The organism is Kitasatospora sp. NPDC056076, assembly GCF_042266305.1.
In the GTDB taxonomy this organism is placed as follows: Bacteria; Actinomycetota; Actinomycetes; order Streptomycetales; family Streptomycetaceae; genus Kitasatospora.
In genome coordinates this window covers 17,559-38,403 of record NZ_JBHJWG010000019.1, presented here as the reverse complement: position 1 = coordinate 38,403, position 20,845 = coordinate 17,559, and the positions used below count along the sequence as shown (strand labels likewise).

The following is a 20,845-nucleotide window of genomic DNA, read 5'->3' as shown; positions in this document are numbered from 1 at the left end:
GCTCAGCCCTTGAGGGCGGCGAGGGCCTGAGGGTCGACCGTGTGGTGGCGTTTGCGCAGTTGGATGGTCAGGGCCAGCAGCAGGGCGGTGACGGTCGCGCCGACGACCACGTCAGTCAGGGCGAGGGCCTGCACGACGGGGTCGACGACTGGGTGAGCGCCAGGGGCGAGGTCCGAGTAGACGGGGGCGGTGGCGCCGCGGCGGTAGCCGACGGCCAGCAGCAGGAGGTAGGTGGAGGACTGGGCGACGGCCAGGCAGCCGATGGCGTGGATGAGGTTGCGGCTGGTGACCAGGCCGTACAGAGCGATCAGCAGGACCCATCCGGCGGCCAGGAAGACCCATGTCCCCATCAGTTGTCTCCGTTGTCGTGCTGGTCGGGGTCGGTGAGTTCTACGGCTTGGTCGAGGAAGTGTGCGAGCAAGGCGATCAGGCCGCAGGCGACTTCGACGCCGACTGCGGCGTTCAGCACAGGCACGGTGCCGCCGGAGATGATGGTATTGAAGGTGCCCAGCGGCAGCACGTTCTTGAGGAACGCCCCGCCGGCGATCAGCCCGGCCAGGCCGACGAGGGTGTAGGAGGCAGCGGCGAGGGAGTCCGCGACGTCGAGGACTGCCAGCGGGCGCAGCTTCTTGAGGGCTCGGTAGTCGGCGGCGACGTAGGCCAGGTGCAGGGCGGTGGCGAGCACGACGCCGCCCTGGAAGCCGCCGCCGGGGCTGAGCTGGCCGTGCGCCACGATGTACACGCCCACGACCAGGGTGACCGGGAGCAGGAGAGCGCCGAACAGGCGGGTGGTGGGCATGACCCGTTCTGCTTCGGCGCGGCGGTGGCGTTCATCGCGGGCCCGGCGGAGCAGCAGGGTCGCGCCCAGGACGGTGCCGAAGAGGATGGACTCCTCGCCGAGTGTGTCGAAGGCGCGGATGTCGAAGTTGACGGCGGAGACGACGTTGGCGGTGCGCCGGTCCAGGGCGGCGGCAACGGCTCGCTCCCCGTAGGGGTGGCTGTCCGTTCCGAACGGCGGCAGGCTGGTGCAGGCGGCGGCGAAGAACGCGGCGATCACGGCGGCCGCCGCAAGGAACATCGCCAGCCGGGTCCGGGCCGTCACTTCTGCTCCCGCTCATCGGTGTGGGTGGGGCGGCGGGTGACCTTACGGACGGTCAGAAGGATCAGCAGCGGGGTCAGCGCGGTGCCCACGGCCAGCTGGGACAGGGCCACGTCCGGGGCCTGCAGCACCGCGAACAGCACTGCCAGGCCCAGACCCAGCACGGACAGGACGACGGCCTGGCGAGCCGGGTCACGGGTGAGGACCGCCGTGGTGGCGGCGAGCACGACGAAGGCGACGGCGGCGCCGATCAGCCACTCGTTCACTCCCTGCCCCCGTCCTCGGCCTGGTGGGCGGCATGGCCTATGGCGATCGTGGTGACCGTCCCGCCGACGGCGAAGACCAGGCCGATGAAGAGCGTCTTCACGGCCGCGCGGCCCAGCCCCTGGTCGACGGCCACCGCCGCGGCGATCAGTGGCACCCCGACCACCGAGGCCGGCGTCAGGGCGTGCAGGCGCATCAGCGTGCCACGCAGCCGCACCACCGCAGCCGTGGACAGGAGAACGCAGCCCACGCCGGCCCACAGCAGGACGAGCTCGATCACATGGCGCGGGGTCAATCTGGACTCCCTCCCACGTCTCCGGCCCGGTCGGCCGGACGGTACGTGGTCCCGTCAGGTCTCTGGTGGGCAATCGTGCGGGCGGGCCTCGTGCCGGTGGCCAGCGACGAAGCGGGTGAAGACGAGGGTGCCCGCAGGGGCCAGGACGGCCAGCATCAGCGCGAGGTCCTGGTAGGAGGACCGGTCGTAGGCCATCGGCAGCAGCAGGAACACCGCGCCGACCACGGTCGACAGCAGCGAGGCCCCGACCAGGCGGCGGATCGCCGTGCCGCGCGCCGTCACCCATAGGCAGGCCGGCGCCGTGCCGGCCAACAGAAGCAGCGAGGCCACCGCCCATGCGTTCACCGCTCTGTGTCCTTCCCGGCCACGGCCTCTTCGACGGGCCCGCTGCCCGGACGCAGGGCGTGGACGACGACCTCGGCATCGCCCGGGACGTCGATCACGCAGGTGTCCGGCGAAGCGGCGATCAGCACGGCGGCCCAGGAGGCAGCCGCCCCGGGTCGAAGCCGGATGCGCCGCACTGCCCCGTCGGTCGGATCGGCGGCTGCGGCCGCCACCAGGACGGCCAGCCCCCGCAGGACAGCGTGCGGAAGGGCGACCAGCGCCCGCAGGGCGGCGCTGCCACCCACGGCATGAACGCCTGCGGCCATCCTCATCCGCCGCGCCGCGAAGGCGCCGCCCAGCCCGGCGGTGGCGGCCACCACCATTTCGACGGGCGACACGGCGCTGATGAACACCACGGTCAGCCCGGTCAGCACCGCACCCCACAAAACGATCTCCACCAGCCTGGCGAACACCCGGCCTCCTGTTGTCCCGACTACCTGGTCCGGCCGCGCGCACCACGCGGACGACTGGTGCTGGAAACGCCCCCGGATTCCTCCCTGGCGCCGGGCCCGTCGGCTTCGGTTAGTCCGGGGGCTCAGGCGGGCGGGGCCGGCTGCGGGCCGGCTCACCTGGGCGGGGCGGCATCGGTTCCGGGGGCGGCTCGGGCGTGCCCGGGGGCGCTGGTGGATCCGGTGGCACCGGGGGCTCGACTGGCTGCGGTGGGCCGGGCGGCTCTACGGGCTGCGGCGGGCCCGGAGGCTGCAGCGGCTCGTGCGGCGGAACGGGGTTGGTGTCGGGGCCGGGTGGCACGGGGACGGTGCCCATGATCGTGGGACTCCTATCGGCCGAGGGCGTGTTCGAGCTGCTTCTTGTTCATCGTCGAGCGCCCGTGGATGTTGCGCTGCCTGGCCTCGTTGTACAGCTGGTCGTAGGTGGGGCCCTTGGAGCCGCTGTGCGAGTGCAGGCCGCCACGCCGAGAGGAGGAGATGTCCTTGACCGAGCTGCGGCTGGCGGTCTTCGACTCGCCGTGCCGTGCCCGCTCCTTGTTGACCGTGCGGGCCGCGATCTCCTTCGCGCGCTTCTCGCTCTCACCCCGCTCCAGCGCGCTGTCCTTGATGTGCTCGTACTGCCGTTCTCGTTTCGGGCTCGATCCGCGAGGCATGGTCACACCTTCCTGTCCATTGACTGCAGGGAGCGTCGTCCCCCCATCCGTGAGAGGAACCCCCTTCCGGCATCTCGGAAACCCCCTTGCACCCGTCCGGCCGCACGCCGCACCGCTGCGGCCAACGCGCCGGCGGCGTGCGCCGCCAGCTGCTGGCTGCTGTGCTCGCGGGCCCGGTCGTCGAAACGGCCGTGCGACCCGAAGTCCTGCAAGGCGTCCGCCGGTTCGAAGAGGTTGTCCGGGTCAGCGGCTCGGCGCGGGCGGTCCTCCTGCTGGGAAGCGAACCCGGTGCGGGCCAGGTAGCGGTCCAGCAGTCCAGGCGCGACGGCGTTCGCCACCAGAGCGGCCGCCGTGCTGCCGCCGACCCAGTACTCGCGCCGCCCGGGGTGGTCGGCCGCGTACAGGACGGCGCGGGCGGCGATCTCGGGCTGGTAGATCGGTGGAACGGGCTGCGCACGGCGGGGCAGCCGGGAGCGGACCCAGTCGAACTGCGGGGTGTTCACCGCCGGCATCTGCACCATCGTGGTCCGCACCCCCGTGCCGGAGGCGAGGAGTTCGCAGCGCAGCGCCTCGTTGAAACCCTGGATGGCGTGCTTGGCGCCACTGTAGGCGCTCTGCAGCGGGATGCCCCGGTAGGCGATGGCAGAGCCGACCTGCACGACCACTCCGTGGCCGCGGGGCAGCATCATCGCCAGGGCGGCGCGGGTGGCGTACACGTAACCGAGGTAGGTGACCTCGGTGACGCGCCGGAACTCCTCCGGGGTGATCTCCGTGAAGGGCGCGAAGACGGACGCGAAAGCGTCGTTCACCCACACGTCGATCGGCCCGAGAGCGGCTTCGGCCCGCTCGGCGGCCGCCTCCACCGCCCGTGGGTCGGAGACGTCGGCCTCGATGGCAACGACCACGTCGGCTCCCGCCTCCTCGGCCTCGCGCACAGCACCCGCCAGTCCGGCGCGACCGCGGGCGATCAACGCCAGCCGATCTCCCCGGGCGGCGAACGCCACCGCGCAAGCCCGCCCGATACCCGCGCTGGCACCCGTGATCACGACGGTGCGACCGGAGGACTCCACAGGTTTCATGCCGATGCGGCTTTCCCGAAAACGGCGTGGCAAACGAACCCCACTGCTGTGTGGACCCTGACAGTCGGGGTAGCCGCCGAGCAGATCCGACGGGTTCGGGACGGGAACAGGGAGGCTCCGATGTCGGCTGCGGCACTGTTCGACGTCGACGGCACATTGGTCGACACCACCTACTGGCACACAGTCGCCTGGGCGGAGGCATTCGCCCAGTACGGCCAGACTCCGGCGATGGCCCGGATCCACGGGGCGATCGGCATGGGCGGCGCACAACTCCTGGACCACCTGCTGGGCGAGGACCGAGACCACGGCGAGGACGACGCGATCAGCGCGGCGCACCAGGCACTGTTCGCCCGGTACTGGCCGCACCTGCGCGCCTTCGACGACGCCGCCGAGCTCCTGCGGGAGCTGCACCGGCGCGGCTGGACGATCACCCTCGCCTCCTCGGCCTCCGGGCGCGACCTCCAGGTCATGCGCCGCGTGCTCGACGCCGACGACGCGATCGACCACGCCACCAACGCCGACGACGTCGATGCCGCCAAACCCGCCCCCGACCTGGTCCACGCCGCCCTCGGCAAGTCCGGCACCGAGCCGGAAGCGGCCCTGTTCGTCGGCGACACGCCCTGGGACGTGCAGGCCGCCGCACGCGCACACGTCGGGTGCATCACGGTGCTCTCCGGAGGCTTCAGCGAACAGCCCCTGCGCATGGCCGGCGCCGTCGAGGTCCACCGCGACGTGGGCGAGCTCCTCACCGGCCTTGACGCCAGCGCTCTGTCGGACCCGGCTCGCTACCTGGCAGCGTCCGGTTAGCCGCGCGGACATGGGCGGCAACGACGACTACGCGGTCTCCGCCGAGTTCTACGACATCCTGCAGGCCGAGACCGACCGCCGACTGGCCGAGCGGCGCTTCACCCAGGCCGCCGCCCACGCCCGCCACGCGATCCTGGACATCGGCGCGGGCACCGGCATCGTCACCGAGGTCCTGCTCCGAGCGTCCAGCGCGCCCGTCCACGCCGTTGAACCGGCCCCAGCCATGCGCGCCGCACTGCTGTCCCGGCTGGCCCACCTCGGCGCGGACCAGCGCACCCGCGTCACCGTCCACCCCGAACCCGTCGACACGACGGGCCTCACCGCGGTCGCAGACCTGGCTGTCGCCTCCAACGTGATCGCCAGCCTCGACCCCGCCACCCGGCGCGCCACCTGGAAGGCGATCGCGACGGCCCTCCTGCCCGGCGGGCTGCTGCTCTTCGACCCACCACCCCCGGCCCTGCCCACCGAGGCCGAGACCTTGGGCAAGCTCGGCCCGGTGCGGGTCGGCCCGGACCTGTACAGCGCCGACGTCACCCGCCGGCCCCACCGCGGCGTCCTGCGCACGGCCTTCACCTACCGCGTCGAACGGGAGCAGGAGGTGCTGCGCGAAGCCCGGGAGGAGTTCGACCAGTGGCCGGCCTCCCCCGAACTGCTGGCCGAGGAGCTCCACGACCAAGGCCTGTACCTGGTGCAGGCGCCGGGCGCCGACCTGGTCGCCGCCCGGCGTCCCGCCACAGCCGATGCGCTGCGGCGGTTTCAGCACGGCGCCAGCGGTTAGCCGCTGCTGTGGGGCCGTCCGGCACCCGACGAACGGCCCGCGCTGTGGAGGAGTCCGGTGATGAAGGTTTCCGACTACGTACTGGAGCGGCTGCGCGACTGGGAGGTGGACCACGTCTTCGCGTACCCCGGCGACGGGATCAACGGCCTGCTCGCCGCCTGGGGCCGGGCGGATGACCGGCCCCGGTTCATCCAGGCCAGGCACGAGGAGATGGCCGCGTTCCAGGCTGTCGGCTACGCGAAATTCTCCGGCCGCACCGGAGTCTGCGTCGCCACCTCCGGCCCGGGCGCGATCCACCTGCTCAACGGCCTGTACGACGCCAAGCTCGACCACGTCCCGGTGGTCGCCATCGTCGGCCAGACCGACCGCAGTGCCATGGGCGGCTCCTACCAGCAGGAGGTCGACCTCCTCAGCCTCTACAAGGACGTGGCCTCGGAGTTCTGCGAGATGGTCACCGTCCCCGCGCAGCTGCCGAACGTGCTGGACCGGGCGATGCGCATCGCCGCCACCCGCCGCACCGTCACCGCGCTGATCATCCCTGCCGACGTGCAGGAACTCGAATACGAGCCCCCGGCGCACGCGTTCAAGCAGGTGCCCTCCAGCCTCGGTGTCCCCCACTACGCGCCTGTCCCCGCCGAGGAGGATCTCGCGAAAGCTGCCGAGATCCTGAACGCGGGCGAGAAGGTCGCCATGCTGATCGGCCAGGGCGCCCGGCGCGCCCGCCCCGAGGTCCAGCAGACAGCCGGGCTCCTCGGCGCGGGCGTGGCGAAGGCGCTGCTCGGCAAGGACGCGCTGCCCGACACCCTGCCGTACGTCACCGGGTCGATCGGCCTGCTCGGCACGCGGCCGTCGTACGAGATGATGCGCGACTGCGACACCCTGCTCGTCATCGGCTCCAGCTTCCCCTACACCCAGTTCCTGCCCGAGTTCGACCAGGCCAGGGCGGTGCAGATCGACCTCGACCCGTCCATGGTCGGGCTGCGCTACCCCTTCGAGGTGAACCTCGTCGGGGACGCCGGCGAGACGCTGCGCCGCCTGATCCCGCTGCTGAAGCCGCGGGCGGACGGCACTTGGCGCAAGACCGTCGAGGAGAACACCGCCCGCTGGTGGGAGGTGATGCAGCGCCGCGCCGAGGTGAGCGCCAACCCCGTCAACCCCGAGTACGTCGTGCACGCCCTGGACGCCCTGCTGCCCGAGAACGCGATCGTGGCCGCCGACTCCGGGTCGGCCGCGAACTGGTACGCCCGCCACCTGCGATTCCGCGACGGGGTGCGCGGCTCGCTGTCCGGCACGCTGGCCACCATGGGTCCGGGGGTGCCGTACGTGATCGGCGCGAAGTTCGCCCACCCCGACCGCCCGGCGATCGCGATCGTCGGTGACGGCGCCATGCAGATGAACGGCCTCGCCGAGCTGATCACCGCCGCCAAGTACTACCGGGAGTGGTCGGATCCGCGCTTGGTGGTCGCGGTGCTGAACAACCAGGACCTGAACCAGGTCACCTGGGAGATGCGCGCGATGCAGGGTGCACCGCAGTTCGAGCCCTCGCAGAGCCTGCCCGACGTGCGGTACGCCGACATCGCGCAGTCGTTCGGCCTGCACGGCGTCCGGGTCGAGCGCCCGGAGGACGTGGAGCCCGCCTGGAGTCGGGCGCTGGCGGCGGACCGGCCGTTCGTCATCGACTTCCGCACCGACCCGGCGGTGCCGCCGATCCCGCCGCACGCCACCTGGGACCAGATCAAGGCCGCCGCCCTGTCCGTCCTCACGGGTGACAGCGATCGGGGCTCCGTGATCCGGCAAGGGGTGAAGGCCAAGCTCCAGGAGTTCCTCCCCGGCGACGGAGGGAGCTGACCGGTGACCGGTCATCAGGAAGTGGACCTGGGCGCGCTCGAACATGCTCTGCGGGCCGAAGTGGACGGCGAGATCCGGTTCGATCCGGGCAGCCGGGGCGCCTACGCCACCGACGGGTCGAACTACCGGCAGGTCCCGCTCGGTGTGGTGGTGCCGCGCACGGTCGAGGCCGGTGCGCGGGCGGTCGCCGTGTGCTCCCGGTTCGGCGCGCCGCTGCTCTCCCGGGGCGGTGGCACCAGCCTCGGAGGGCAGTGCACCAACGAGGCGGTGGTCGTCGACTGGACCAAGTACTGCCACCGGCTGCTGTCTGTGGACCGCGAGGCGCGCACCTGCGTGGTCGAGCCGGGCATCGTCCTGGACGAACTGAACCGCCAACTCGCGAGCTACGGGCTGATGTTCGGGCCGAAGCCGTCCACCCACTCCCACTGTGCGCTGGGCGGGATGATCGGCAACAACAGTTGCGGGGCATCGGCGCAGGCCTACGGCAAGACCGTCGACAACGTCCGCGGCCTGGAAGTGCTCACCTACGGCGGCGTCCGGTTCTGGGCCGGTCCGACCGACCAGGCGCAGTTCGAGCAGATCATGGCCGAGGGCGGTGGCCAGGCCCGGCTGTACCAGGCCCTGAAGGACCTCGCGGGCCGCCATCTGGCGGAGATCCGCACGGGCTATCCGAAGATCCCTCGCCGGGTGTCCGGCTACAACCTGGACTCGCTACTGCCGGAGAACGGCTTCGACATCGCCCGGACGCTGGTCGGCAGCGAGGGCACGCTGGTGACCGTCCTGCACGCCGAGCTCGAACTGGTCGAGGTGCCGGCCGCCGAGGCACTGCTGGTCCTGGGCTTCGACGACATCTACCAGGCCGCCGACGCCGTCCCCGACCTGCTCAAGCACAGCCGCCCCACCCAGCTGGAGGCGATCGACGGGCGCATGGCGCAGCTGATGCGCGAGGAGCACGCCTACCTGGACTCGCTGGAAAGCCTGCCCGAGGGCGACAGCTGGCTGCTGGTCCAGTTCACCGGCGACACGAAGGACGAGGCGGACGCACAGGCCATGGAGCTGCTGCGGTCACTGGGCCGCGGCGAGGACGACCCGCGGGTGGCGCTCTCCGACGATCCGCCGCGCGAGCAGGAAATGCTCAAGGCCCGCGAGGCGGGCCTCGGAGTGACCGCCCGGCCGCCGGACGGATCCGAGACGTGGGAGGGCTGGGAGGACTCCGCGGTCGCGCCGGAAAAGCTGGGCGACTACCTGCGCGACCTGGAACGGCTCTTCGACCGGTACGGCTACCAGCAAGCCTCCCTGTACGGGCACTTCGGGCAGGGCTGCGTGCACACCCGGATCCCTTTCGAGCTGCGCGAGGGCAAGGGCATCGAGCAGCTCCGGGCGTTCCTGTTCGACGCGGCCGACCTGGTCGCCTCCTACCGCGGATCCCTCTCCGGGGAGCACGGCGACGGGCAGGCCCGCGGCGAACTGCTGCCGCGCATGTTCACCCCCGCCCTCATCGAGGCGATGGGCGAGATGAAGGCACTGTTCGACCCGGACAACCGGATGAACCCCGGCAAGGTCGTCCACCCCCACCGCGTCGATGACAACCTGCGCCTAGGAGCTGCCTGGCGGCCCGAGCCGACGCAGACCCACTTCGCCTTCGCCGACGACGGAGGCGACTTCGGGCAGGCGGTGCTCCGCTGCGTAGGGATCGGCAACTGCCGCACCCACCAGGGCGGCGTGATGTGCCCCTCCTACCGGGCCACTCTGGAGGAGGAGCACTCCACCCGGGGCCGGGCCCGGCTGCTGTTCGAGATGCTCGGCGGCCACCAGGATTCCCCAGTCACCGAAGGGTGGCGCTCCACCGAGGTCCGCGACGCCCTTGACCTCTGCCTGGCGTGCAAGGGCTGCAAGTCCGACTGCCCGGTCGGCGTCGATATGGCCACCTACAAGGCCGAGTTCCTCGCCCACCACTACGAGGGCCGGCTGCGGCCCGCTGCCCACTACTCCATGGGCTGGCTCCCGCTGTGGGCCCGGCTGGCCGGCAGCGCACCGGGTCTCGCGAACGCCGTCCTGCACGCCCCGGGCATCAGCCGGCTCGGCAAGACCGTCGCCGGGATCGATCCCCGCCGCAAGGCTCCGCTGTTCGCCCCTGCCTCGTTCCAGGCCGCCTGGCACGAGACCGGGCGCCCCCAGCCCGATCCGCAGGATCCGCGCACCGTCCTGCTGTGGCCGGACACCTTCACCAACCACTTCCACCCGCACATCGCCGACGCCGCCGTCCGCGTCCTGGAGGACGCCGGGTTCCAGGTCGCCGTCCCCGAAGGACCGGTGTGTTGCGGCCTGACCTGGATCTCCACCGGGCAGCTCGCCACTGCCCGCCGCGCCCTGCACCGCACCACCCAGGCGCTGAGGCCGTGGCTGGACGCCGGCACTCCGGTCATCGCGCTCGAACCCTCCTGCACTGCGGTCTTTCGCAGCGACGCCCCCGATCTCCTCGCGGGTGATCAGGACATCGCCCGCCTTGCGGCGCAGACCAGGACCTTCGCCGAACAGCTCGTCAACCACGCCCCCGGGAGCTGGCAGCCACCCCGGCTCAGCCGGGCGGCGACCGTGCAGACCCACTGTCACCAGCACGCCGCCCTTGGCTCCGATCCCGACCGTGAGTTGATGCGTCGCGCCGGGCTGGCAGCGGACGTCCTCGACGAGGGGTGCTGCGGCCTGGCCGGTAACTTCGGGTTCGAGCGGGGGCACTACGACCTGTCACAGACCATCGCAGAGCAGGGCGTGCTGCCCGCCGTACGCGACACCGCGCCGAGCGCGCTGGTGCTGGCCGACGGGTTCAGCTGCCGCACCCAGATCGAGCAGGCCGACACCGGCCGTCAGGCCGTGCACCTCGCGGAGGCCCTCGCCTTGGCCCTGGAGGGGGCACTACCCGCCGACCGTCCGGAGAAGGCGGTCCCGCGACCGCGACCGCACCCGGTGCCGGCCCGCCTCCTGACCGTGGGCCTCGCCGGAACCGCAGCGGGGTTGGCTGCCGTCGGCGCCCGGTCCGCCCGCCGCCGTACCCGCGGAAGGTAGCCATGGGAAGCACCCCCAGCACCGCGACGGTCGAGAGCGTCCACGTCCAGGTGCTCCGGTTTCCGACCGACGCCCCCGAGGCGGACGGCACCCTCTCGTGGGACAGCACGACCATGGTCGTGGTCGAGGCCCGTAGCGGGGGTGCGACCGGGCTGGGCTACACCTACGGCGTTCCCGCCACCGCCCACGCCATCACCGGACTGCTTGCCGGGATCGTCACCGGGCGGCCGGTCCTCGACGTGCCCGCCGCGAACGAGGCGATGAGCCAGGCGGTGCGCAACGCCGGGCGCCCCGGCCTGGTCGCCGGCGCCATCTCCGCGATCGACATCGCCCTGTGGGACCTCAAAGCCCGCGTCCTCGGCCTGCCGCTGGCCGACCTGCTCGGCCGGTCCCGCACGGAGGTACCCGTCTATGGCAGCGGTGGTTTCACCACCTACACCGACCGGCAACTCGCCGATCAGCTGGACGGCTGGGCGGCCCAGGGCCTCACCCGGTTCAAGATCAAGATCGGCGAGGGGTGGGGCACCCGGGAGCGGCGCGACCTGGAACGGACCGAAGTGACCCGTGCGCTGGTGGGCGACGAGGCGGAGCTGTACGTCGACGCCAACGGCGCCTACACCCGCAAGCAGGCCGTCCGGATCGGCCGCACGCTGGCTGGCCTGGGGGTGAGCTGGTTCGAGGAGCCGGTCTCCTCCGACGACCTCACCGGCCTCGCCCAAGTCCGCGACGCGCTCTCCGCCGACGTCGCGGCCGGCGAGTACGGCTACGACCTGCCCTACTTCGCCCGCATGATCCCGACTGTCGATTGCCTGCAGGCCGACGCCACCCGCTGCGGCGGCATCACCGTGTGGCTGCGCGCCGCGGCCCTCGCTCAGGCCCACGGCCTGCAGCTGTCCGGCCACTGCGCCCCGCACGCCCACGCCCACGCGGCCGCCGCCGTGCCGAATCTGCGCCACCTGGAGTGGTTCCATGACCATGTCCGCATCGAGAACCTCCTCTTCGACGGCGCCCTCGATCCGGCCGGCGGCCGCCTGCTGCCAGGACAGGGCGGCGAACCCGGCCTCGGCGTGAACATTCGGCCCGAGGTGGCGGAGAAGTACCGTGTGCGTTCCTGAGCCCGGCCCAGAGCGGCCGGTGGCTTTCGCAGCCGCCGGATCGCACGGCGCTAAGGGGATGCGGCCATGACCGCCCTTACCGGGCCCGGCGGCGCACCGGCTCCGCACGCCCTGCGGGACTACGCGCTGCTCGCCGACGGCGAGCGCGGCGCCCTCGTCGGACCACGCGGGGACATCGTGTGGATGTGCGCACCCGCCTGGGACAGCGACGCCGTCCTCGCCGCCCTGATCGGGGGTGACGGCTGGTACACCGTCACCCCCGACGCGCCGTTCGTCTGGGGCGGCTACTACGAGCAGGGCAGCCTCATCTGGCGCAGCCGCTGGGTCACCACAGCTGGGATCACCGAATGCCGCGAGGCCCTCGCCCACCCCGGCGACCAGCACCGTGCGGTGCTGCTGCGCCGGGTCCTGGCCGTCGATGCCGACGCCCGGCTGGACATGGAGCTGAAACTGGCGGCCGGGTTCGGGGCGCACCCGTTCCAGGACGTGCGCCGCGACGCCCACGGCCGGTGGACGGGGCGCGCCGGCGGTCTGCGGGCGCGCTTCAGCGGCATGCCGGACGCCCGCTTCGACGGCACCACCCTGAAGGCTCGCCTGGAGGTCCCGGCCGGGGCGCACCACGACCTCGTTCTGGAGATCTCCGACCGGCCGTTGACCGCGCCCGCTCCGGCCGACGCGATCTGGCGGGCCACCGAGGCCGGCTGGGCCGCGTGCGTGCCCGACCTCGCGAACACGCTGGGCCACCGCGACGCCCGGCACGCGTACGCGGTCATGACCGGGCTGACCACCTCGGACGGGGGCACCGTGGCCGCGGCCACCACCAGCCTGCCGGAGCGGGCCGAGCAGGGCCGCAACTACGACTACCGGTTCGTGTGGATCCGCGACCAGGCCTACATCGGACAGGCCGCCGCAGCCGCTGGAGGGCACCGGTTGCTCGACGATTCTGTGCGGTTCACCGCTGCCCGCATGCTCGAACACGGCCCCCGCCTCTCCCCCGCCTACACCGCCACCGGCCGGCCGGTGCCCGACCAGCGCACGCTGGACCTACCCGGCTACCCCGGCGGCTTCGACGTCGTCGGCAACCACGTCAACCGACAGTTCCAGCTCGACGGCTTCGGCGAGAGCCTGCTGCTCCTCGCGGCGGCCGCCCGCGCGGACCGACTGGACGCAGACGGCTGGCGGGCAGCGCTGATCGCCGCCGACACGATCGCGGCCCGTCACCGCGAGGCAGATGCCGGAATCTGGGAACTGCACGACGATCACTGGGCACACAGCCGCCTCACCTGCGCCGCCGGTCTGCGCGCCATCGCCCAGGCTGCCCCGCGCGCCTCCGGCGCACAGGCCGGCAACTGGGAAGCCCTGGCGGACTGCCTCGTCGCGGAGACCTCCGCCGACTGCCTGCACCCCTCGGGCCGCTGGCAACGCTCCCCCACCGACCCCGCCGTGGACGCCGCCCTCCTCATGCCCGCCATCCGCGGCGCCCTGCCCCCTGACGACCCCCGAACCCGTGCCACCCTCGACGCGGTCCGCACCGACCTCGCCACCGACCACTACCTCTACCGGTTCCGCCACGACCAGCGGCCACTGCAGGACGCCGAAGGCGCGTTCCTGCTCTGCGGCTTCGCCATGGCCCTGGCCGAACACCAGCAGAACAACGACGTAGAGGCCGTGCGCTGGTTCGAACGCAACCGGGCCGCGTGCGGCCCACCGGGCCTGTACGCAGAGGAGTTCGACGTCGCCCAGCGCCAGCTGCGCGGCAACCTCCCCCAGGCCTTCGTCCACGCGCTGATGCTTGAAACCGCCACCCGCCTCGGCTCCGGCCCGGCAGCGCCCTGAGCCGAAGCCGACCAGGCCCATGCCCGGCGTGCGTGACCCGCCCGACACGGGGCAGACGAGCCACACCAAGAGGCGTTCGGCGATCTGGGAGGGGACCAGCAGTGCTGTTGCTGTGGCTGGGCATGCTCGGCGGATACGCGATCGGCGCGGTGGTGACGGCACGCACCGTCTTCGAACGCGGCAGAGCCGGGTTCCTCGGCGGTCCGGCATCCGGCAGGTCGCTCGCCGAATTCGAGCGCAGGGAACGCCCTCACATCGAGGTGATCGCCCTGTGCTCCGGCGTGCTGTGGGTGACCGCCGTCCCCGTGCTGCTCCTGCGCCGGCTCGTGGCGAGTGTGGTCCTGGCCCGCCCACGCCACGGCGTCCGTGACGGACAGCAGGTCCGGGCCCGCATCAGCGAGCTGGAACGCGCCCTCGGCATCGGCACGTACGCCGATACCGCCCGACGGGGTCACGAGCCCCGCTGCGGCACGGACCGCTAGACGTGTCCGTCACCGCCGCCTGCCGGCGTCCCGGCGACAGCAGATCGTGCCGCCCGACGTGTGACAGGCCGCGCCCCGGGCAGGCGCGAGCTGCGGAGGCCACGCACCGCCGGAACGGAAGGGAATTGCCATGACCGAGTACGGCTACTTCCTGTCGTGTGAGGAGTTCACCCCGGCAGAGCTGATCGACCAAGCACGCCGCGCCCAGGAAGCGGGCTTCACCCGGCTCGCGATCTCGGACCACTTCCATCCGTGGAACGACGCCCAGGGCAACAGCGCGTTCGTATGGTCGGTGATCGGCGCACTGTCGCAGGCCGTCGACCTACCGGTCACCACCCTGGTGACCTGCCCCACAGTCCGGCTGCACCCGGCGGTCACCGCACAGGCCGCCGCCACCTCCAGCGTGCTGCTCGGCGGGCGCTTCGCGCTCGGGGTCGGCACCGGCGAGGCGTTGAACGAGCACATCCACGCAGATGCGTGGCCCTCGTTCGACGTCCGCGCCGAGATGCTGGAGGAAGCGGTCGAAGCGATGCGCAGGCTGTTCACCGGCGAGCAGGTCAGCCACCGCGGCCGGCACTACACGGTCGACAACGCCCGCCTCTACACCACCCCCGACCAGCCTGTACCGGTCTACGTCTCCGCATTCGGGCCGAAGGCCGCAGAGCTGGCCGGCCGGATCGGGGACGGCTTCGTCACCATGACCCCCGACGCGGACCTGGTGGCGGCCTTCCGGGAGCACGGGGGCCACGGCAAGAAGGTGCTGGGCGGGGTGAAGGTCTGCTGGAGCAGCAACCGGGACAACGCGGTGGAACTGGTGCACCGGCTGTGGCCGACCGAGCTGCTGCCCGGCGAGCTCGCCCAGGTGCTTCCGACCCCGGCGCACTTCGAGCAGGCCAGCCAACTGGTCACCCGTGAGATGGTCACCGACGCGGTCACCTGCGGGGACAAGGCGGAGGAGCACGTCGAGGCCGTTAGCGCGTACGCGCGGGCCGGCTTCGACGAGGTGTACGTCGGCCAGATCGGCCCCGACCAGGAGGTCTTCTTCGACGCCTACCGCGAGCTGGTTCTCCCCGCCCTGCGCACCTGACCGGTTGCTCGGCCTGCCCCAGCGGAGCGACCCGGCGCCCTGCACCCGGGTCTGCCGCACCACATCGGCACACGCGAATTCATCAGAATTGAGGAACAGTCATGGTGAAGGTCTTGCTGGTCCTGCTGTGCCTGGTACTGCCCTGGCTGGCTGTACTGATCAAGGACGGTCCGAGCATGAAGGTGCTGTGGGCCTTCCTCCTCCAGCTCCTCGGCCACGTGCCCGGCGTCATCTACGGCATCTACCAGGTCGTCACAGACTGATCACTTCGAGGTTGCTTGTCTCGGCACGCACGCCTCCAATCATCGGACCGCAGGCCGAATCGCCGAGGCTCCACCGCACAGCGCCAGGTGTTGGTGGTGCGGTCGCGCATCTCGAAACGACCGTCGGCATCCCTGTTGAAGACGGTCGCCCGAGCAGTAGCACTGCGTAGCCCAGGCGGCGGGCAGCCAACTCGACTTCGTGGCATCCGCTCGACGCTTCTCACCACGTCTTGTCGTCGAGGCCGCCGCGTGTGCACTGATTGTGAAATGATCTTCCTTGCGCTCCATGTTTCCGCAGTTCAGAGGCATGTTCGATCAGTATTACGGCAAGTGCAGAGCCTGCGTAGTCGGGGATCTCGGGTCTGCCACGACCCCGGTGAAATGACCTACGCCGTGCTGCCGGCTCATGCCAGCCGTCCAACACGCGCTTCGAGCTCCGCAGGCAGGTACCAGCCTTCAAGAGCAGGCGTCATGTACAACCGGGCCTTGAGACCCAGGAGGAGCTGGCGGCGATGCTCCTGGTCAGCTTCGGTCCAGGCGTCGGCGAAGGTCTGGCCGGTCTCGACCTCGACCCAGGCGGAGGGCCGTTGCGGGAGGGCAGCGAGCCGGCGGCGTTCGTCAACCAAGGTCTCGAGGGCCTCGGAGTACTCGTCGTCGCCACCAGGGTAGTCGAACAGGCCTCGGCGCTTCTCCTCCCGGATGTCCTTCATGGCCTGGGTGACGTGGTTGAGCTGCTCGGTGTGGTCCTCACCGGGGATGAACCGGCGGACCGTCATCGCCAGGCCGGCCAGGCGATCCACGAGGGAGGTGATCGCTGCGGTGACTCGCTCGCCCTTGACGGACTGGCCCTTGCACGCGGGTTTGCCGGCTGTCTTCGCGCACCGGTAGTACTCGTACACCTTCCCGTTCTTCGCGAAGTTCAGCTGCCGGTAGAACCGGTCCCCGCAGCGGTCGCAGTGCGGCACGCCCAGCCAGGGCGAGGCGCCGTTCGAGCGTTCCTTGGTGACCGAGCGCTCGTCCATCGCCGCCTGGACCGCCGCCCACTCCTCCTCCGTGAACAGCGGCTTGGCCATCCGGATCGGCAGGCCCTTCGCATCGCGGGCGATCTTGCGCGTCTTCACGGAGCGGCCGGTCAGCTTCAGGCCCATCGTCGCCGGCGAGCGCAGGATCTTCCCCACACTGCTCGGGTTCCAGTGGTTCGACGGAGCAGCCTTCCGCTTGCTCGAGTAACTGTCCCCCTGGTTCTTGTACGCGTGGGTCGCCGGCGTGTCGAAGCCCGCCGCCTCCAGAGCCGTGGCGATCATCCACTGACTTTGCCCCTCCAGCAGAAGCCGGCCCATGTACCGCACCGCCTCCGACGTCACCGGGTCCGGCTCCAGCGTCCGCCCGCCGCCGGGCCGGTCCACGATCCGGTACCCGTAGGGCGGCTGCCCGCCGGCCCAGCGGTCCGTCTTCCGGAGGTGCTTGTGCGCGGCCGTCACCCGCGCCTTGATCCGCTTGAGCTCCATCTCCGCGAAGATCGACGCCAGCATCAGGAACACCTTCGCCAGCTCGTTCCCGAACGACGACTCCCGACCCTCCCGGTAGTCCAACGTGATCCCGTCATCAGTGAAGACCAGGACCTTGTGGTTCTCCTCCGCCCAGTGCGCCACGTCCGCGCAGTCCTTCGCCGAGCGGAACGCCCGGTCGACCTTGGCCCACACCAACGCGTCCCACTCGTCCTGCCGCTCGGTCAGCCACGGCCCCAGGTCCGGGCGCTTCCACGGCGTAATCTCAGCGGAGACATCGAGGTCCTCGAAGGACCCGACGATCTCCCACTCCTTCGCCAACGCGTGCCGGGTCGCTGTCTCCGCTTGGATCAGGTGCGAGACCTTGCCCTCGTTGCCGTGCGTGTCCGAGACACGCGAACCCACCACTGCCCGAACCGGCGCCGAAGCCGTCATGATGCCCATGGGCATCCCCCTACCGCCCAGGCCAGCAGGAACCCCCGAACAGGCCGCACTCGAACGGGTGGACCTTTTGGAAAAGGCGTCGTTCCGCTGGAGAGTTGACCTTCTGACGGCTAGTCAGAAGCTTGCGGACACCTGCATCAAGGCCTACGTCGAGCGGCCGGCCTCCCACGCCGAACGGTGGAGCGACCACGCGCCTGTAACGGCCGTCTTCGAAATCAGCCAACTCCTATAGCGCCAAGGGAAGATCAGAAAAACTGGCTTCGGATGCCTCGGTCGTCGCACTGCTTGATCAGAGCGACGACCGAGACTGCCATCGGCTCGCAGCTGGAATGCGTCGGGATCCCCTTCGGAGTAGTCAGCTAGCGCTCCGGGAAACGACTCGTTTTGTAAAAGCCAGGCCACGAGCGGTCCCGTAGTTGATTGTTGAGACGCTCGAGGCGGGTCGGGTCGACCGGCGGCCTGGCCAGTTGCGCAGCTTGGAGGAGGTTCTGCTGCCGTGCGATGCCGACCATCGCGTGGTAGGTGCCGTCGCCCTTGCGACGGCAGTCGCGAAGGATCGTCCAGGTCTTCACTCGAACGAAGACGTGCTCGACGCGGGCGCGGACCTGCTTGTGCTCAGGACTGTGCTCGGCCTGCAAGTCGGTGAGCTCATCACCGCGTGGCCGACGGCGCGGCATGACCAGGTCCGGACGCCGGCGCAGCGCCGTCACTCCTCCTGCGGCAGGACCGTCTTGCGGACGACCGTGGGCCGCAGGAGTGCCGCTACGTCATGCGGTTCTGGTGGCAGCTGGTCATGTCGTACACCGAGGTGTCAATGGACGACCTCGCCCCGAACCCGTCGGAGCCGACGAACAGCGCGGCCTGAGCCCGTAGGACCTCCAGGTGCTGCTGCTTCGCGGCGAACTTCGGCTCTGCCCAGTGCGCCAGCCAGGGGAACAGGGCGACGCTGGCCTGAGCGGAGGCTCGTGGCCGCGCCACGCCCAGGTGGACAGCACGCTCTCCCACAGGCGCTTCGCCTCGTCGCGCGCTTCCCAGTCCTCCTCATCCGGCTCCTCGTCGTCCTCGGAGGCAGCGGCGGCCGGTTCTACGGGCTCGGTGCGCAGCAGGGCAGCGGCGGCCTGGAGCTCGTCCTGCTCCCAGCAGTCGTCCGGGTCCGGTGCCGTGTACTGCTGCAGCTGGTGCAGCAGCCCCAGGCCGCCCAACGCCCGTAGGAAGATGCCGAGGCCGCTGGCCGGCGATGCCCAATGTCCGGGCTCCGCGCAGCGCGAGCACATCCGGTCGATCATCCCGGCGTTCAGCGGCACCTGGAACGTCGTGATGTCTCGGGTGCGCAGCTGGGCGTTCTTGCTCCTGGCCGAGCGGACGGTGACGGGTGCGTCCTGGAAGGGGCCGAGCGGAACGTCGGCGGTGAGCGGGCTGTCGAGCACGTGACTCCCCTATCGGTCTCGGCTTGCGAGCCTAGATGAGGGCACCGACAAGGTGAGCCGAGAAGGCTGTTCCCGGTTGTGTGCGCAGCTGGCCATCAGCCTCTGGATCTGCGTTCGCTTCGAAGCTAGGTCGCGGCACCGGACTGGTCGCGGGGCGCGGTAGTGGCGAGCCGTGTCTGAGCGTGCTTGGTGGTCTGCCGCTGCTGTTCCCGGAAGGCGCCTACCTTCCTCAGGGCATCGGGGCTGGTGACGTCTGCGACGGAGCGGAAGATGTTGTCCTCGCCGTAGGGGCCGGCCGCCTCGCGCCAGCCGTGGGGCTGCACGCCGAACTGTTTGCCGAGGAGGGCCACGAAGATCTGTGCCTTCTGCCGGCCGAATCCGGGTAGTGCGTTGAGGCGCGCATACAGTTCCTTGCCGGTGGCCGCGCCGTCCCATACGGCGGCGGCGTTGCCGCCGTGGCGGGCGAGTAGGTAGCGGCATGCCTCCTGCACTCTGCGGGCCATCAGTGCTGGGGAGTCGTGGACGGCGGGTCTGGCCGAGAACAGGGCGGCGAGTCGCTCCGGGCGGTAGAAGGCGATCTCCTGGGCGTCGAGGTCGTCGCGACCCAGACGGTGTGCGATCGTCAGCGGGGCGGCAAACGCTCGTTCCAGGGCCATGTTTCGGTCCAGCAACGCTCCGATGAGTAAAGCGAGCGCGCTGCGTCCGAGCAGGGCGTCGGCCTCGGGCTGCTGCGCGATGCGTACCGTAATGTCCATGGGCTGGTTCCCTTCGGGTTCGACGAATGATCCGCTTTTGCACCAGTCTGGTCGGGCCCAGCACAACGGGCAGGTCAACACGCCCGCGCTCACGCGCCGCCCCGGTCGGTGGGGCCGACCGGGGCGGGCTGAGGGGGTCCGAGGCTGATGGTCGATCACCGGCGATCGGCTGGCTCCAGTTCCTGATCCCCGGTCGGAACCGCGGTAGGAGGAGTGATCGCCGGGCCAGAGGTGAGGTCCGCGCTTGCGCCTGGCGAGTTCCGGCGCCAACCGCCCGCTCGGGCCTGCGCCCACGTCGTGGCGGCGGGCGTTGGGTGTGCTGCCCGGCCCGGGTCTATGCGGTAGTGCCCGGCTGTGGGGGTGACTGGCGGCAATGGACCTGGGGTGGGCGGGTTGCGGTCCGCGGCGGTCGGGCCTGTCGGCGATGCCGTGCTTCGCGGGGCTTCCAGTAGCCCAGGATGACTGCCGCGAGCATCGGTGCGCAGGTCAGCAGAGTGAACGTCATGACGTCGCCGCCGCCGCCGTCGGCCGACCGGGCCGGGCTGGGTGGTGGCGCCGCGGTGCGTGGGCGCGAGGCCCGGCTGGGGCGTGGCCGGTGTCGCCCGGCGGCTCGGTGTGCCGGGTGAGGGCGTCGGACGGCCCATGGGCGGCCGCCGCGTCCAGGAGTCTCTGGACGGTCCGGGAGCGGGTGGTGAGCCGCAGTCGGCGCCCGTCCTGGGTCCACCACCGCAGGACGGCGAGGAACCCGGAGTCGGCAAAGGTGACGCGCGAGGTGTCCAGCGCGAGGCCGGTGTGGCCGTCGGCGGCCGCCGAGGCGAGCAGTGCCTGCAGCGGGGCGGCGGTGAAGTGGTCGATCTCTCCGGCGAGATGGAGGACCAGGGTGCTGCCGAGGGTGGTACGGGAGTGGACGGCTATGGGGCAGGGCGCGGTGTCCGCGCCCTGGTCGTGCGTGGTGGGACCGGTGGGCGTCGGGAGGGCGCCGGGCAGTATCGGGGCGGTGGTTGAGGTAGTCACGTCCCGTTCAACGCCTCCCGGCCATGGCCGGCAACGACCCGCTCGACCCTTTCACCCCATCTGACCAGCACGGATCCACCGGGAGGAACGATTTCCACTCGGACGAGGCATACGGAGGCCGAGGTGCCACGCCGAGTGGAGCGGGCGCCGGACGTTCGGGGCGTGAGGCCTGGGAGGCAGGCGGTCTCGTCGCCT

General features: G+C 71.2%; 21 protein-coding genes and 2 pseudogenes. 10 read left to right on the top strand and 13 right to left on the bottom strand.

The window, feature by feature from the left end; genetic code table 11:
- Positions 1-2: 2 nt before the first annotated feature.
- The 8 genes from ACFC1T_RS17870 to ACFC1T_RS17835 all read right to left on the bottom strand — a co-directional run bounded on the left by ACFC1T_RS17870 (position 3) and on the right by ACFC1T_RS17835 (position 4,223).
- Positions 3-350: a sodium:proton antiporter gene (locus tag ACFC1T_RS17870; protein ID WP_375889550.1), complete on the bottom strand. Its 348-nt coding sequence runs from the start codon at positions 348-350 to the stop codon at positions 3-5.
- The gene (locus tag ACFC1T_RS17865; protein WP_375889547.1) at positions 350-1,102 is read right to left on the bottom strand and encodes an MnhB domain-containing protein; all 753 of its coding nucleotides are present in this window, start codon (positions 1,100-1,102) and stop codon (positions 350-352) included. Before ACFC1T_RS17865 ends, ACFC1T_RS17870 begins: the two co-directional genes overlap by 1 nt.
- Entirely contained in the window at positions 1,099-1,365 is a 267-nt protein-coding gene (locus ACFC1T_RS17860) for a Na(+)/H(+) antiporter subunit B (protein ID WP_375889544.1), read from the bottom strand. Before ACFC1T_RS17860 ends, ACFC1T_RS17865 begins: the two co-directional genes overlap by 4 nt.
- Positions 1,362-1,658, bottom strand: coding sequence for a cation:proton antiporter (locus ACFC1T_RS17855; protein WP_375889542.1), 297 nt, complete (start codon positions 1,656-1,658; stop codon positions 1,362-1,364). The genes ACFC1T_RS17860 and ACFC1T_RS17855 overlap by 4 nt, the downstream gene beginning before the upstream one ends.
- A 54-nt stretch (positions 1,659-1,712) precedes the next feature.
- Positions 1,713-2,003: a monovalent cation/H+ antiporter complex subunit F gene (locus ACFC1T_RS17850; protein WP_375889539.1), complete on the bottom strand. Its 291-nt coding sequence runs from the start codon at positions 2,001-2,003 to the stop codon at positions 1,713-1,715.
- Positions 2,000-2,455, bottom strand: a complete 456-nt coding sequence (locus tag ACFC1T_RS17845; RefSeq protein WP_375889536.1) for a hypothetical protein — start codon at positions 2,453-2,455, stop codon at positions 2,000-2,002. The genes ACFC1T_RS17850 and ACFC1T_RS17845 overlap by 4 nt, the downstream gene beginning before the upstream one ends.
- Before the next feature lie 365 nt (positions 2,456-2,820).
- Positions 2,821-3,144 carry a plasmid stabilization protein gene (locus ACFC1T_RS17840; RefSeq protein ID WP_375889534.1) on the bottom strand — a complete coding sequence of 108 codons (324 nt, stop codon included), beginning with the start codon at positions 3,142-3,144 and terminating at the stop codon, positions 2,821-2,823.
- A gap of 2 nt (positions 3,145-3,146) precedes the next feature.
- A complete protein-coding gene (locus tag ACFC1T_RS17835) occupies positions 3,147-4,223 on the bottom strand; it encodes an SDR family oxidoreductase (RefSeq protein ID WP_375889532.1) in 1,077 nt (358 codons plus the stop codon).
- A 120-nt stretch (positions 4,224-4,343) separates the two neighbouring features.
- Here ACFC1T_RS17835 and ACFC1T_RS17830 point away from each other — a divergent pair, with 120 nt between their 5' ends.
- The 9 genes from ACFC1T_RS17830 (at position 4,344) to ACFC1T_RS17790 (ending at position 15,502) form a co-directional block, all read left to right on the top strand.
- A complete protein-coding gene (locus ACFC1T_RS17830) occupies positions 4,344-5,030 on the top strand; it encodes an HAD family hydrolase (protein ID WP_375889529.1) in 687 nt (228 codons plus the stop codon).
- A 10-nt stretch (positions 5,031-5,040) separates the two neighbouring features.
- Positions 5,041-5,808 (top strand): class I SAM-dependent methyltransferase, encoded by a 768-nt coding sequence (locus ACFC1T_RS17825; RefSeq protein ID WP_375889526.1) that lies wholly within the window; start codon positions 5,041-5,043, stop codon positions 5,806-5,808.
- A 60-nt stretch (positions 5,809-5,868) separates the two neighbouring features.
- Positions 5,869-7,656, top strand: coding sequence for a thiamine pyrophosphate-requiring protein (locus ACFC1T_RS17820; RefSeq protein ID WP_375889523.1), 1,788 nt, complete (start codon positions 5,869-5,871; stop codon positions 7,654-7,656).
- 3 nt (positions 7,657-7,659) lie between these two features.
- Complete coding sequence (locus ACFC1T_RS17815; protein WP_375889520.1) at positions 7,660-10,719, top strand: FAD-binding and (Fe-S)-binding domain-containing protein; 3,060 nt, start codon at positions 7,660-7,662, stop codon at positions 10,717-10,719.
- 2 nt (positions 10,720-10,721) lie between these two features.
- Positions 10,722-11,834 (top strand): enolase C-terminal domain-like protein, encoded by a 1,113-nt coding sequence (locus tag ACFC1T_RS17810; RefSeq protein ID WP_375889517.1) that lies wholly within the window; start codon positions 10,722-10,724, stop codon positions 11,832-11,834.
- Positions 11,835-11,900: 66 nt separating this feature from the next.
- A complete protein-coding gene (locus ACFC1T_RS17805) occupies positions 11,901-13,670 on the top strand; it encodes a glycoside hydrolase family 15 protein (RefSeq protein ID WP_375889515.1) in 1,770 nt (589 codons plus the stop codon).
- 101 nt (positions 13,671-13,771) lie between these two features.
- Entirely contained in the window at positions 13,772-14,152 is a 381-nt protein-coding gene (locus ACFC1T_RS17800) for a hypothetical protein (RefSeq protein ID WP_375889513.1), read from the top strand.
- 130 nt (positions 14,153-14,282) lie between these two features.
- Positions 14,283-15,239, top strand: coding sequence for a TIGR03557 family F420-dependent LLM class oxidoreductase (locus ACFC1T_RS17795; protein ID WP_375889511.1), 957 nt, complete (start codon positions 14,283-14,285; stop codon positions 15,237-15,239).
- A 101-nt stretch (positions 15,240-15,340) separates the two neighbouring features.
- Positions 15,341-15,502 carry a YqaE/Pmp3 family membrane protein gene (locus ACFC1T_RS17790; protein WP_375889508.1) on the top strand — a complete coding sequence of 54 codons (162 nt, stop codon included), beginning with the start codon at positions 15,341-15,343 and terminating at the stop codon, positions 15,500-15,502.
- Between the two features lie 404 nt (positions 15,503-15,906).
- Here the strand turns inward: ACFC1T_RS17790 and ACFC1T_RS17785 are convergent, their stop codons facing one another.
- Complete coding sequence (locus ACFC1T_RS17785) at positions 15,907-17,454, bottom strand: recombinase family protein (protein ID WP_375889505.1); 1,548 nt, start codon at positions 17,452-17,454, stop codon at positions 15,907-15,909.
- 88 nt (positions 17,455-17,542) lie between these two features.
- On the opposite strand from ACFC1T_RS17785, the pseudogene ACFC1T_RS17780 reads away from it, so the two are divergent.
- Positions 17,543-17,686 (top strand): annotated as a pseudogene (locus ACFC1T_RS17780) (exodeoxyribonuclease III); the annotation flags it as partial.
- A 241-nt stretch (positions 17,687-17,927) separates the two neighbouring features.
- On the opposite strand, the pseudogene ACFC1T_RS17775 reads toward ACFC1T_RS17780, so the two are convergent.
- From ACFC1T_RS17775 to ACFC1T_RS17760, 4 genes and pseudogenes are all read right to left on the bottom strand, one after another.
- A pseudogene (locus ACFC1T_RS17775) lies at positions 17,928-18,165 on the bottom strand (transposase family protein); the annotation flags it as partial.
- An 80-nt stretch (positions 18,166-18,245) separates the two neighbouring features.
- Positions 18,246-18,881 (bottom strand): hypothetical protein, encoded by a 636-nt coding sequence (locus ACFC1T_RS17770; RefSeq protein ID WP_375889502.1) that lies wholly within the window; start codon positions 18,879-18,881, stop codon positions 18,246-18,248.
- A 125-nt stretch (positions 18,882-19,006) separates the two neighbouring features.
- Positions 19,007-19,636 carry an HhH-GPD-type base excision DNA repair protein gene (locus ACFC1T_RS17765; RefSeq protein ID WP_375889500.1) on the bottom strand — a complete coding sequence of 210 codons (630 nt, stop codon included), beginning with the start codon at positions 19,634-19,636 and terminating at the stop codon, positions 19,007-19,009.
- A gap of 501 nt (positions 19,637-20,137) precedes the next feature.
- Positions 20,138-20,650 carry an STAS domain-containing protein gene (locus ACFC1T_RS17760; protein WP_375889499.1) on the bottom strand — a complete coding sequence of 171 codons (513 nt, stop codon included), beginning with the start codon at positions 20,648-20,650 and terminating at the stop codon, positions 20,138-20,140.
- Between the last annotated feature and the right edge of the window lie 195 nt (positions 20,651-20,845).

What these genes read in the sequence shown, in the direction of transcription:
- ACFC1T_RS17870 (WP_375889550.1), bottom strand. Translation starts at nt 350, where the DNA reads ATGGGGACATGGGTCTTCCTGGCCGCCGGATGGGTCCTGCTGATCGCT.
- ACFC1T_RS17840 (WP_375889534.1), bottom strand. Translation starts at nt 3,144, where the DNA reads ATGCCTCGCGGATCGAGCCCGAAACGAGAACGGCAGTACGAGCACATC.
- ACFC1T_RS17835 (WP_375889532.1), bottom strand. Translation starts at nt 4,223, where the DNA reads ATGAAACCTGTGGAGTCCTCCGGTCGCACCGTCGTGATCACGGGTGCC.
- ACFC1T_RS17830 (WP_375889529.1), top strand. Translation starts at nt 4,344, where the DNA reads ATGTCGGCTGCGGCACTGTTCGACGTCGACGGCACATTGGTCGACACC.
- ACFC1T_RS17825 (WP_375889526.1), top strand. Translation starts at nt 5,041, where the DNA reads ATGGGCGGCAACGACGACTACGCGGTCTCCGCCGAGTTCTACGACATC.
- ACFC1T_RS17820 (WP_375889523.1), top strand. Translation starts at nt 5,869, where the DNA reads ATGAAGGTTTCCGACTACGTACTGGAGCGGCTGCGCGACTGGGAGGTG.
- ACFC1T_RS17810 (WP_375889517.1), top strand. Translation starts at nt 10,722, where the DNA reads ATGGGAAGCACCCCCAGCACCGCGACGGTCGAGAGCGTCCACGTCCAG.
- ACFC1T_RS17805 (WP_375889515.1), top strand. Translation starts at nt 11,901, where the DNA reads ATGACCGCCCTTACCGGGCCCGGCGGCGCACCGGCTCCGCACGCCCTG.
- ACFC1T_RS17795 (WP_375889511.1), top strand. Translation starts at nt 14,283, where the DNA reads ATGACCGAGTACGGCTACTTCCTGTCGTGTGAGGAGTTCACCCCGGCA.
- ACFC1T_RS17790 (WP_375889508.1), top strand. Translation starts at nt 15,341, where the DNA reads ATGGTGAAGGTCTTGCTGGTCCTGCTGTGCCTGGTACTGCCCTGGCTG.
- ACFC1T_RS17785 (WP_375889505.1), bottom strand. Translation starts at nt 17,454, where the DNA reads ATGGGCATCATGACGGCTTCGGCGCCGGTTCGGGCAGTGGTGGGTTCG.
- ACFC1T_RS17765 (WP_375889500.1), bottom strand. Translation starts at nt 19,636, where the DNA reads ATGGACATTACGGTACGCATCGCGCAGCAGCCCGAGGCCGACGCCCTG.